Source organism: Serratia sp. Z4 (assembly GCF_009900725.1).
GTDB lineage: Bacteria > Pseudomonadota > Gammaproteobacteria > Enterobacterales > Enterobacteriaceae > Serratia > Serratia nematodiphila.
Window position 1 is genome coordinate 216,341 of sequence record NZ_JAAABD010000006.1, and the last position, 11,462, is coordinate 227,802.

The window sequence follows — 11,462 nt, forward strand, 5'->3', positions numbered from 1 at the left end:
TAATATAAGGCTTGGAGAACACCATGAGCGCAAGCGCGGAAACCCAAAACCCGCAGCAGCCGAGCGGCAAAAAGAAGCAGCGCAAATTTTGGCTGCTGTTGCTGACGGTTATTTTCATTGTTATAGGGGTGGCTTATTTAGTGTATTGGTTCCTGGTGCTGCGTCATCACCAGGAAACCGACGACGCCTACGTCTCCGGCAACCAGGTGCAGATCATGGCCCAGGTGTCCGGCAGCGTGAACAGCGTCAACTTCGACAACACCGACTACGTCAAGCAGGGCGACGTGCTGCTGACGCTCGATCCGACCGATGCCGAGCAGGCGTTTGAACGCGCCAAAACCGGCCTGGCCAACAGCGTGCGTCAGACCCACCAGCTGATCATCAACAGCAAGCAGTATCAGGCCAACATCGCCCTGCGCAAGACCGATCTGAGCAAGGCCGAGAACGATCTGAAACGCCGCGTGGTGCTGGGCAGCGTTGACGCCATCGGCCGCGAAGAGCTGCAACACGCTCGCGATGCGGTCGACAGCGCCAAAGCCGCGCTGGAAGTGGCGGTGCAGCAATACAATGCCAACCAGGCGATGGTGCTGAACACCCCGCTGGAACAGCAGCCGGCGATCCAGCAAGCCGCCGCGCAGATGCGCGACGCCTGGCTGGCGCTGCAGCGTACCAAAGTGATCAGCCCGATTACCGGCTATGTCTCGCGCCGCAGCGTGCAGGTCGGCGCGCAGATCGCCGCCGGTTCGCCGCTGATGGCGGTAGTGCCGGCCGATCACATCTGGGTTGACGCCAACTTCAAGGAAACGCAGATCGCCAATATGCGCATCGGCCAGCCGGCGACGGTGGTCAGCGACGTCTACGGCGACGACGTGGTGTATCAGGGCAAAGTGGCCGGTATCGACATGGGCACCGGCAGCGCCTTCTCGCTGCTGCCGGCGCAAAACGCCACCGGCAACTGGATCAAGGTGGTGCAACGCCTGCCGGTGCGTATTGAGCTCGACGCCAAGCAGGTGGCCGATCATCCGCTGCGCATCGGTCTTTCGACGCTGGTGACCGTCGACACCGCCAATTTGGACGGCCGCGTGCTGGCCGACGTGGTGCGCGACAAACCGCTGTATCAGAGCGACGCGCTGGCGTTGAATCTGGCGCCGGTTAACCAGCTGATCGCCGACGTGATCCATGCGAACGCCGGCTAAGCGCGCGGGAGGCCATCTTGCCACAGAAACCGCTTGAAGGTGCCCAGCTTGCCTGGATGACGGTCGCGCTCGCCATGGCGACCTTCATGCAGGTGCTGGACTCCACCATCGCCAACGTGGCGATCCCCACCATTTCCGGTAACCTCGGGTCTTCCAACTCGCAGGGCACCTGGGTGATCACCTCGTTCGGCGTGGCGAACGCCATCTCGATTCCGATCACCGGCTGGCTGGCGAAGCGTTTCGGCGAAGTGCGGCTGTTCCTTTGGTCCACCGCGCTGTTCGCCATCGCCTCCTGGCTGTGCGGCATCTCCAACAGCCTTGGCATGCTGATCTTCTTCCGCGTGATCCAGGGCGTGGTGGCCGGGCCACTGATCCCGCTGTCGCAGAGTTTGTTGTTGAACAACTACCCGCCCGCCAAGCGAGCGATGGCCCTGGCGCTGTGGTCGATGACCGTTATCGTCGCGCCAATCTTCGGGCCGATCCTCGGCGGCTACATCAGCGACAACTACCATTGGGGCTGGATCTTCTTCATCAACATCCCGATCGGCGTCTTCGTGATCGTGGCGGCGATGGCGACGTTGAAGGGGCGGGAAACCAAAACCGAGATCAAACCGATCGACACCGTCGGCCTGGTATTGCTGATCGTCGGCATCGGTTCTCTGCAGATCATGCTCGATCAGGGCAAGGAGCTGGACTGGTTCAACTCGACCGAGATCATCACGCTCACCGTCGTGGCGGTGGTGGCGCTGCTGTTCCTGGTGGTGTGGGAGCTGACGGACGACCATCCGGTGGTGGATCTGTCGCTGTTCAAGTCGCGCAACTTCACCATCGGCTGCCTGTGCATCAGTCTGGCGTACATGCTGTACTTCGGCGCCATCGTGCTGCTGCCGCAGCTGTTGCAAGAGGTGTACGGCTATACCGCCACCTGGGCGGGGCTGGCGTCGGCGCCGGTCGGGCTGATCCCAGTGTTGCTGTCGCCGATCATCGGCAAGTTCGGCAACCGGCTCGACATGCGCCGGCTGGTGACCTTCAGCTTCATCATGTATGCCGTGTGCTTCTACTGGCGCGCCTATACGTTTGAACCGGGCATGGACTTCGGCGCATCCGCCTGGCCACAGTTCGTTCAGGGCTTCGCCATCGCCTGCTTCTTCATGCCGTTGACCACCATCACGCTGTCCGGCCTACCGCCGGAACGCATGGCGGCGGCATCGAGCCTGTCGAACTTCACGCGAACGCTGGCGGGCTCGATCGGTACCTCGATCACCACCACCCTGTGGACGCAGCGCGAATCGCAGCACCATTCGCAACTGACGGAGTTCGTCAACCCGTACAACCCGCAGTCGCAGGAGATGTACCGGCAACTGGAGCAGCTCGGCATGAGCAAGCAGCAGGCGTCGGCGTATATCGCCAACGAGATCACCGCGCAGGGCCTGATCATCTCCGCCAACGAGATATTCTGGCTGTCGGCCGGGGTGTTCCTGGTGTTGCTGGTGCTGGTGTGGGTGGCGAAACCGCCATTCAGCTCCGGCGGCGGCGGGGGCGGCGGCGCTCACTAAGCTTCAATAAACGAAACGGGCGCCCTGGGGCGCCCGTTTTTTTATCCGACGTAGAAAATTACGCCTGATTCTGACGCCACCAGTCCGCCAGCAGAATGCCGGTCGCCACGGAAACGTTCAGGCTTTCCACCTTGCCGGTGCCGCCGATGGACACGTTCATATCGCCCTGCTGCCAGGCGCTGTCGCTCAGACCGTCGCGTTCCTGGCCCAGCACCAGCACCATCTTGGCCGGCAGCTTGGCCTGCGCCAGCGCGGTGCCTTTGTGGCTGGAGGTGGTGACGATGGTGTAACCCGCCTTGCGGAAGGTATCCAGCACCGACAGGAAATCATCGGCGTTGATCGCCTTGATGTGCTCCGCGCCGCCTTCTGCGGTGCGCACCGCCGCGCCGGATTCCAGCAGCGCCGGATCCTGCAGCAGCACGCCGTTGACGCCGAAGTGGGCGCAAGAACGAACGATGGCGCCCAGGTTATGCGGGTTGCCCACTTCTTCCAGCGCCAATACGCAGTCGGTCGCCGGCGCGCTTTTCAGGTAGGTCTGCGCATCCAGGCCCTGACGCTTTTTGATCAGGAAGCAGACGCCGCCGTGGTGCTCGGTGCCGGAAGCCTTGGCCAGTTCTTCTTCATCCACCACGTGGTAAGCTTTGCGGTTAGCCGCCATCCAGCGCAGCGCTTCGCGGAAGCGCGGGGTGACCGACTGCACGAACCAGGCGCGCACGATCGCTTCCGGACGGCTGGCGAACAGCGCCTGACAGGCGTTTTCACCGTAAACGCGGGTTTCTTCCGCGCGCTGGCGGCGCAGCTGCTCAGGATCGATAAAGCTTTTGCCGCTGATGCCGCCATGATCGAACGCCGGCTCTTCATTCGGCGCGCGCGAGACGGTTCTCCACGGCGACTCATTGCCACCGCGATCTTCAGAGCGCGCCGGACGGCGAGGACGATCGCTTTCACTGCGGCGGGAGTCGGCGCCGCGGCGATCGTTGCCGCCGCGCGCCTTGTCTTGACCGGTGCGGCCCGATCGCGCACCGTCAGCCGGACGGCCTTTGCCGGCCGGACGTTTATTCTTGTTACGGTCGTCGCCGTTGTCGTCGTCACTGCGGACGTACATCACTTTGACTTTACCGTTCTTGCCACTAAATGAATCGTTCATTGTCTTCTCCACCAACGCGCAGGGCGCGAAGATTACCTGATGTTGGTGCACGAAGCCACCAACTTGCGCTAAAAGCTCCCAACTATCACATCCATTGAACAAACCTCATTGTTCACGCGCCGGGTTTTGCCGATAATTGTCAGCATTAAAGAAACATCTCCGCAACCGCGTTGCGGGGACCATGCTTTCTCTGTACCCGAGGTCAACATGAATACAGTTTGTGCAGCTTGCAATGCCACCAACCGCGTGCCGGAAGAACGTCTGGCGGACAATGCGAAATGCGGCCGCTGCGGCCATGAGCTCTTCGACGGTGAAGTGATCAACGCCACCGCCGCCACGCTGGACCAGTTGCTGCAGGACGATCTGCCGGTCGTGGTCGATTTCTGGGCGCCGTGGTGCGGCCCGTGCCGCAGCTTTGCGCCGATCTTTGAAGACGTGGCCGAAGAGCGCGCCGGCAAAGTGCGCTTCGTGAAAGTGAACACCGAAGCCGAGCCGGAGCTGAGCGCCCGTTTCCGCATCCGCAGCATCCCGACCATCATGGTGTTCCGTCAGGGCAAGATGGTCGACATGCTCAACGGCGCGATGCCGAAAGCGCCGTTTGACAACTGGCTCAACGAGTTAGTGTGATTCGGCAAGTATAGGCCGTATCCCGCCATTGCGCGCGAACGCCCCCGATCTAGCCCGCCCCTCCCGGCGGGCTTTTTTCTGCGTTACAATAGCGGTTTTTCCCCAGGATCGTTATGACCGACAACGCCGTACTTCGCCTGCGCCAATTCCGTTTAGACCGCGCCACCCGCCCTTTTTTGGCGCGCGGTTGCCGGGTGGCGCGTTGTCAGGGTTGCCTGCTGCCGCATAAAAACTGCCTGTGCGACACCATTCGCCCACAGCAGGCCGGCAGCCGTTTCTGCCTGATCATGTTCGGCGCCGAGCCGCTCAAGCCCAGCAACACCGGCCGCCTGATCGCCGATATCCTGCCGGACACCCAGGCGTTCCTCTGGTCGCGCACCGAGGTCGATCCCGCCCTGCTGGCGGCCATCAACGATCCGACACGGCAGCCTTATGTGGTGTTCCCCGCGTCCTACGCCGACGCCGAACGGCCGGTGTTCAGCGCGCTGCCCGTCGGCGGCAAACCGCCGCTGTTCATCATGCTGGACGGTACCTGGGCGGAGGCGCGCAAAATGTTCCGTAAAAGCCCGTATCTCAATCAATTCCCGGTGTTTTCCCTCAACGTCGACGCCGCATCGGACTACCAGCTGCGCGAAGCCAGCCGCGCCGAGCAACACTGCACGGCGGAAGTGGCCGCCGCCCTGCTGCAACAGGCGGGCGATCTGCCGGCCGCCGAAGGGTTGAATCAGCATTTTCGCTATTTCCGTCAACAGTATCTGGCGGGAAAACCGACCCGGCCGGAGGCACCGGTCACAGCAATGCAGCCATAAAGCGCCTAAAATCAGGCGTAACGTTGCCAAAAGGAGCCGTGCATGAGCCAGCGAGGGTTAGAAGCGCTACTACGTCCCAAATCGATCGCCGTGCTGGGCGCTTCGCAGCAGCCGGGCCGCGCCGGCAACCTGATGATGAGCAACCTGCTGGCCGGCGGTTTCGGCGGCCCCATCCTGCCGGTGACGCCGCGCTACAAGGCGGTATGCGGCGTCATGGCCTATCCCGACGTCGCCAGCCTGCCGCTGACGCCGGATCTGGCGATCATCTGCACCCACGCCAAGCGTAATCTGGCGCTGCTCGACGCGCTGGGGCAGCGCGGCTGTAAAACCGCCATCGTGCTCTCTTCACCGCCAGAACAGTTCGCCGAGCTGAAAGCCTGCGCGCAGCGCTACGCCATGCGGCTGCTGGGCCCCAACAGTCTGGGACTGCTGGCGCCGTGGCAGGGCATTAACGCCAGCTTCTCGCCGGTGCCGATCCAAAAAGGCAAGCTGGCGTTTATCTCGCAGTCCGCCGCCGTCGCCAACACCATTCTCGACTGGGCGCAGCAGCGCGAAGTCGGCTTCTCCTATTTCATTGCGCTGGGCGACAGCCTGGATATCGACGTCGACGATCTACTCGACTTTTTGGCGCGCGACGGCAAGACCAGCGCCATCCTGCTGTATCTGGAAAACATCAGCGACGCACGGCGCTTTCTCTCTGCCTCGCGCAGCGCCTCACGCAATAAGCCCATTCTGGTGATCAAAAGCGGCCGCAGCCAACAGGCGCAATTACTGCTCAACAGCCAGCAAGGGCTGGACGCCGCTTACGACGCCGCCATCCAGCGCGCCGGTCTGCTGCGCGTGCAGGATACCCATGAGCTGTTCTCGGCGGTGGAAACCCTCAGCCATATGCATCCGCTGCGCGGCGAACGGCTGATGATCGTCAGCAACGGAGCGGCGCCGGCGGCGATGGCGCTGGACGAGCTGCTCGGGCGCAACGGCAAGCTGGCGACGCTGAGCGAGGAGAGCCTGGCAACGCTGAGCGACGCGCTGCCGGATTTCATTCGCGCCGGCAACCCGCTCGATCTGCGCGACGACGCCACGCCGCAGCGCTACCTGGCGGCTCTTGAAGCGCTGCTCGACAGCCACGACTATGACGCGCTGCTGCTGATCCATGCGCCGAGCGCGGCGGCGCCGGGCACCGCCACGGCGCAGCGGCTGATCGACGCGCTGCACCGCCATGCGCGCGGCAAACGCATCACCTTGCTGACCAACTGGTGCGGCGAATACTCTTCTCAAGAGGCGCGCCGGCTGTTTACCGAGGCCGCCATTCCCACCTATCGCACGCCGGAAGGCGCTGTGACCGCTTTTATGCATATGGTGGAATACCGCCGCAACCAGAAGCAGCTGAAGGAGACGCCGGCGCTGCCGGTCGGCCTGACCGCCAATACCGCCGACGCCCACCGCCTGATCCATCAGGCGCTGGCCGAAGGTGCCACCCAGTTGGATACCCACGAGGTGCAATCCATTCTGCAGGCTTATGACCTGAGCACCCTGCCGACCTGGATCGCCGAAGACAGCGCCGAAGCGGTGCACATTGCCGAGCAGATCGGCTACCCGGTGGCGCTGAAGCTGCGCTCGCCGGATATCCCGCACAAGTCGGAAGTTCAGGGCGTGATGCTTTACCTGCGCACCGCGACCGAAGTGCAGCGCGCGGCGGAGGCGATCCTCGACCGCGTGAAGCGTACCTATCCTCAGGCGCGCATCCACGGCCTGTTGGTGCAGAGCATGGCCAACCGCGCCGGCGCCCAGGAGCTGCGCATCGCCGTGGAGCAGGATGCCATTTTCGGCCCGCTGATCATGCTGGGCGAAGGCGGCGTAGAGTGGCGCCAGGAAAATCAGGTGGCGGTCGCGCTGCCGCCGTTGAATATGGCGCTGGCGCGTTATCTGGTGCTGCAGGCGGTGAAAGGCGGCAAGATCCGCGGGCGCAGCGCACTGCGGCCTTTAGATATCCCCGGGCTGAGCCGCTTGCTGGTGCAGGTTTCCAACCTGATCCTTGACTGCCCGGAGATCGCCCGGCTGGATATTCACCCGGTGCTGGCTTCCGGCAGCGAATTCACCCTGCTGGACGTTTCGATGCAGCTCGCGCCGTTCAGCGGCGATCCGCAGGCGCGGCTGGCGATCCGCCCTTATCCGCATGAGCTGGAAGAGACCATCGCGTTGAAAGACGGCAGCCAGTGCCTGTTCCGCCCGATCCTGCCGGAAGACGAACCGGCGCTGAAGCATTTCATCGACCGGGTGACCAAGGAAGATCTCTATTATCGCTACTTCAGCGAGATCAATGAGTTTACCCATGACGATTTGGCCAACATGACGCAGATCGACTACGATCGAGAAATGGCCTTTGTGGCGGTGCGCGCAGAAGAGATCATCGGCGTGACCCGCGCGCTGTCCGATCCGGACAACACCGACGCCGAATTCGCCGTGCTGGTGCGTTCCGACCTGAAAGGCCTGGGCCTGGGGCGTCAATTGCTGGAGAAAATGATCGCCTATGCGCGCGCTCATGGCCTGACCCGTCTGAGCGGCATCACCATGCCGAATAACCGCGGCATGATCGCACTGGCTCAGCGGCTGGGCTTTGGCATCGAGGTGCAGCTTGAGGACGGCATCGTCAATCTGACGCTGCCGCTGCGGGCCGACGGCGCGCAGTGACCTGCGTCGCAATGCGCTACGAATCCACCACTTAACGCCAAAACATACGCACAATCGGGGCAACTAATGGTATTATCGCCCGATTATTCGGTTTATTGTTTTTATGCCTGTGGCGTTCTGGCCATCAATCATGAGAGAAGAAACGCACTGTGATGTTGTCAAAATTTAAACGTAGCAAACATCAACAACACCTTGCACAACTGCCCAAACTCCCCCAGACGGTTGCTGATGTTCGTACGTTGTACGCGCCGTCCGATTTTCGCACCACGCTGCTGGACGCCATCGCCAACGCCACCCAACGCATCTATCTGGTGGCCCTGTATCTGGAGCATGACGACGCCGGGCGCGAGATCCTCAATGCGTTGTATCAAGCCAAACAGCGGCGGCCCGAGCTGGAAATCTGCGTACTGGTCGACTGGCACCGCGCACAGCGTGGGCGCATCGGCGCCGCCGCCGCCAATACCAACGCCGACTGGTACTGCGCCATGGCCAGCCAACATCCGGAACAGTCGGTACCGATCTACGGCGTGCCGGTCAATACCCGCGAAGCGCTGGGCGTATTGCATCTGAAGGGCTTTGTGGTCGACGATACCGTGATCTACAGCGGCGCCAGCATTAACGACGTTTATCTGCATCAGCATGAGAAATACCGTTACGATCGCTACCAGCTGATCACCAACGGCGTGCTGGCCGATACCCTGATCGATTACATCAAGCAGCATCTGCTCACTGCCGGCGCAGTACAACGCCTGGATCGCAGCGATCGGCCGAAAAGCCCGGAGATCAAAAACGAGACCCGTCTGTTCCGTTTCGCCCTGCGCCGCGCCGGTTATCACTTCCGCGGCAAAGCCGGCAACGATGAGCTGGCGGTGACGCCGATGGTTGGGCTAGGCAAACAAAGCGTGCTGAATAAAACCATTCATCACTTGATGTCGTGCGCCGACCAGAAACTGACGCTCTGTACCCCCTACTTCAACCTGCCGGCGCTGCTGGTGCGCAACATCATTTATCTGCTGCGACAGGGTAAGCAGGTGGAAATCATCGTCGGCGATAAAACCGCCAACGACTTCTATATTCCTGAAGACCAGCCGTTCAAAATCATCGGCGCGCTGCCCTACCTGTATGAGATCAACCTGCGCCGCTTCCTGAGCCGCTTGCAGCGTTACATCGACACCGGCCAACTGATCGTGCGGCTGTGGAAGGATGGCGATAACAGCTATCACCTGAAAGGCATGTGGGTAGACGAAGAGTGGCAGCTGATTACCGGCAATAACCTCAACCCGCGCGCCTGGCGGCTGGATCTGGAAAACGCCATTCTGATCCACGATCCCAAGCAAGAGCTGCGCGAGCAACGGCAGAAAGAGCTGGAATGCATCCGCACCCACACCACCGTGGTCGGCCACTATCAGGAGCTGCAAAGCATTCAGCAGTACCCGATCAAGGTGCGCAAGCTGATTCGCCGTCTGCGCCGCATCCGCATCGATCGGCTGATTAGCCGTATCCTGTAAGCGGTATGCTGACCCCGGCCAAGGCCGGGGTTTTTATTACAGCTGTATCTCCTTGCCTTTGCGATGCAGTCGGAGTGAAACCAGCAACGCCAGCAGGCACATGCCGGAGACATACCAGAAGAAAGCGTTCTCCACGCCAAACGATTTAAGCGACAGCGCGACATATTCCGCCGAGCCGCCGAACATGGCGTTCGCCACCGCATAAGACAAGCCCACCCCTAACGCGCGCACCTCCGGCGGGAACATTTCGGCTTTAAGCAGCCCGCTGATCGCGGTGTAAAAACTGATGATGAACAGCGCCAGCACGATCAGGCCAAACGCCATAAAGGGGTTGGTCACCTCTTTCAGAGCGAACAGGATCGGCACCGTCAACACCGTGGCGAAGGCTGAGAAGATCAGCATCGAGCTGCGACGGCCGATTTTGTCCGAAAACGCGCCTACCGCTGGCTGCAGCAGCATAAAGACGAACAGCGCGACGGTCATGATGGCGCTGGCCAGCTTGGCGTCCATACCGGCGGTGTTCACCAGGTATTTCTGCATGTAGGTGGTGAAGGTGTAAAAGGTCAGTGAACCGGCGGCGGTAAAGCCCAGCACCATCAGGAACGCCTTGCGATTTTTCCACAGCCCCGTCAGCGAACCGGCATCCTCGTGGTTACGCGTCTTCGCATCGGAGGTTTCATTCAGCGAACGGCGCAGGTACAGCGCGACTATCGCCAACACGGCCCCCAGGGCAAACGGAATGCGCCATCCCCAGGCTTTCAGCTCTTCAGCGGGCAATATCTGCTGCAGGATCACCAGGACCAGCAGCGCCAACAGTTGCCCGCCGATCAGCGTGACATACTGAAACGAGGCGTAGAAGCCACGCCGCCCCTTGATCGCCACCTCGCTCATGTAGGTGGCGCTGGTGCCATACTCGCCGCCCACCGACAACCCCTGGAACAGGCGGGCGATCAGCAGCAACGCTGGCGCCCAGCTGCCGATCGATTCATACGTCGGCAGGCAGGCGATCACCAGCGATCCGGCGCACATCATGCAGACTGAAAGCAGCATGGAGTTTTTTCTGCCATGCTTGTCGGCAATATAGCCGAACAGCCAGCCGCCGATCGGCCGCATAAAGAAGCCGGCGGCGAATACCCCGGCGGTTTGCAACAGCTGCGTGGTGCTGTTGCCCGCCGGAAAGAACGAGGCGGCAAAGTAAATGGAACAGAAGGAATAAACGTAAAAATCAAACCACTCCACCAGATTGCCTGATGAAGCTCCGACGATAGCGAAAATGCGTTTCTTGTTATCCAGCGCCCCCTGTTCGACGCCGTGCTCATCCCCAAGAGCCGAGGTTGTTTCTGTCATGATATTTTCTCCGAGCCATAGCAATGATGAAATTCGGCTTCCTGCCGCCCTGGTTGTTACTTTATTGTTATTTATAAGTTAACAGCCAAACTTAATAGCGGACGAAGAATATCTGACATTCAGAGAAACAATGCGTTGGTTTTGTGATGAATATTAAACAGTACGATGAAAGCTGAAGCGGATTACAACGGGGATTTTCCATTTTTCCCATAGCAAAAAGCCCTGAACGTCAGTTCAGGGCTTTCGGCTTTATTTGATGCCTGGCAGTGTCCTACTCTCGCATGGGGAGACCCCACACTACCATCGGCGCTACGGCGTTTCACTTCTGAGTTCGGCATGGGGTCAGGTGGGACCACCGCGCTATTGCCGCCAGGCAAATTCTGTTTCATTCCAACCGCTTCACTCTCGTGTCGCCATCAGAACCAATCTCGGAACTTCGCTGAAAATCTCTCTAAAAACACCTTCGGTGTTGTAAGGTTAAGCCTCACGGATCATTAGTACTGGTTAGCTCAATGCATCGCTGCACTTACACACCCAGCCTATCAACGTCTTAGTCTTAAACGTTCCTTCAGGGGCCTTAA

At 60.8% G+C, this 11,462-nt stretch carries 8 protein-coding genes and 2 rRNA genes; 6 read left to right on the forward strand and 4 right to left on the reverse strand.

Annotated elements, in window-relative coordinates; genetic code table 11:
• The first annotated feature begins 23 nt into the window (after positions 1–23).
• Positions 24–1,196: a multidrug efflux MFS transporter periplasmic adaptor subunit EmrA gene (gene emrA / locus GT753_RS20210; RefSeq protein WP_015378875.1), complete on the forward strand. Its 1,173-nt coding sequence runs from the start codon at positions 24–26 to the stop codon at positions 1,194–1,196.
• 14 nt (positions 1,197–1,210) lie between these two features.
• A complete protein-coding gene (gene emrB, locus GT753_RS20215; protein WP_161800767.1) occupies positions 1,211–2,752 on the forward strand; it encodes a multidrug efflux MFS transporter permease subunit EmrB in 1,542 nt (513 codons plus the stop codon).
• 58 nt (positions 2,753–2,810) lie between these two features.
• Here the strand turns inward: emrB and GT753_RS20220 are convergent, their stop codons facing one another.
• Positions 2,811–3,899, reverse strand: coding sequence for a tRNA/rRNA methyltransferase (locus tag GT753_RS20220; RefSeq protein WP_015378876.1), 1,089 nt, complete (start codon positions 3,897–3,899; stop codon positions 2,811–2,813).
• 207 nt (positions 3,900–4,106) lie between these two features.
• Between GT753_RS20220 and trxC the strand changes: the two genes are divergently transcribed.
• The 4 genes from trxC to pssA all read left to right on the forward strand — a co-directional run bounded on the left by trxC (position 4,107) and on the right by pssA (position 9,534).
• On the forward strand, positions 4,107–4,526 hold the full coding sequence (gene trxC / locus GT753_RS20225; RefSeq protein WP_004928868.1) for a thioredoxin TrxC: 420 nt from the start codon (positions 4,107–4,109) through the stop codon (positions 4,524–4,526).
• Between the two features lie 113 nt (positions 4,527–4,639).
• Entirely contained in the window at positions 4,640–5,335 is a 696-nt protein-coding gene (locus GT753_RS20230; protein WP_049187045.1) for a tRNA-uridine aminocarboxypropyltransferase, read from the forward strand.
• 42 nt (positions 5,336–5,377) lie between these two features.
• Positions 5,378–8,026, forward strand: a complete 2,649-nt coding sequence (locus tag GT753_RS20235) for a bifunctional acetate--CoA ligase family protein/GNAT family N-acetyltransferase (protein ID WP_160125891.1) — start codon at positions 5,378–5,380, stop codon at positions 8,024–8,026.
• A gap of 152 nt (positions 8,027–8,178) precedes the next feature.
• The gene (pssA, locus tag GT753_RS20240; protein WP_076741035.1) at positions 8,179–9,534 is read left to right on the forward strand and encodes a CDP-diacylglycerol--serine O-phosphatidyltransferase; all 1,356 of its coding nucleotides are present in this window, start codon (positions 8,179–8,181) and stop codon (positions 9,532–9,534) included.
• 36 nt (positions 9,535–9,570) lie between these two features.
• Here pssA and GT753_RS20245 read toward each other — a convergent pair whose 3' ends face one another.
• The 3 genes from GT753_RS20245 to GT753_RS20255 form a co-directional block, all read right to left on the reverse strand.
• Positions 9,571–10,881 (reverse strand): MFS family transporter, encoded by a 1,311-nt coding sequence (locus GT753_RS20245; RefSeq protein WP_076741034.1) that lies wholly within the window; start codon positions 10,879–10,881, stop codon positions 9,571–9,573.
• Between the two features lie 258 nt (positions 10,882–11,139).
• Positions 11,140–11,255, reverse strand: a 5S ribosomal RNA gene (gene rrf / locus GT753_RS20250).
• Positions 11,256–11,354: 99 nt separating this feature from the next.
• Positions 11,355–11,462, reverse strand: a 23S ribosomal RNA gene (locus tag GT753_RS20255); the annotation flags it as partial.

Bases quoted from the DNA above. Each gene is read 5' to 3' on its own strand.
- emrA (WP_015378875.1), top strand. From the start codon at position 24: ATGAGCGCAAGCGCGGAAACCCAAAACCCGCAGCAGCCGAGCGGCAAA.
- GT753_RS20220 (WP_015378876.1), bottom strand. From the start codon at position 3,899: ATGAACGATTCATTTAGTGGCAAGAACGGTAAAGTCAAAGTGATGTAC.
- trxC (WP_004928868.1), top strand. From the start codon at position 4,107: ATGAATACAGTTTGTGCAGCTTGCAATGCCACCAACCGCGTGCCGGAA.
- GT753_RS20230 (WP_049187045.1), top strand. From the start codon at position 4,640: ATGACCGACAACGCCGTACTTCGCCTGCGCCAATTCCGTTTAGACCGC.
- GT753_RS20235 (WP_160125891.1), top strand. From the start codon at position 5,378: ATGAGCCAGCGAGGGTTAGAAGCGCTACTACGTCCCAAATCGATCGCC.
- pssA (WP_076741035.1), top strand. From the start codon at position 8,179: ATGTTGTCAAAATTTAAACGTAGCAAACATCAACAACACCTTGCACAA.
- GT753_RS20245 (WP_076741034.1), bottom strand. From the start codon at position 10,881: ATGACAGAAACAACCTCGGCTCTTGGGGATGAGCACGGCGTCGAACAG.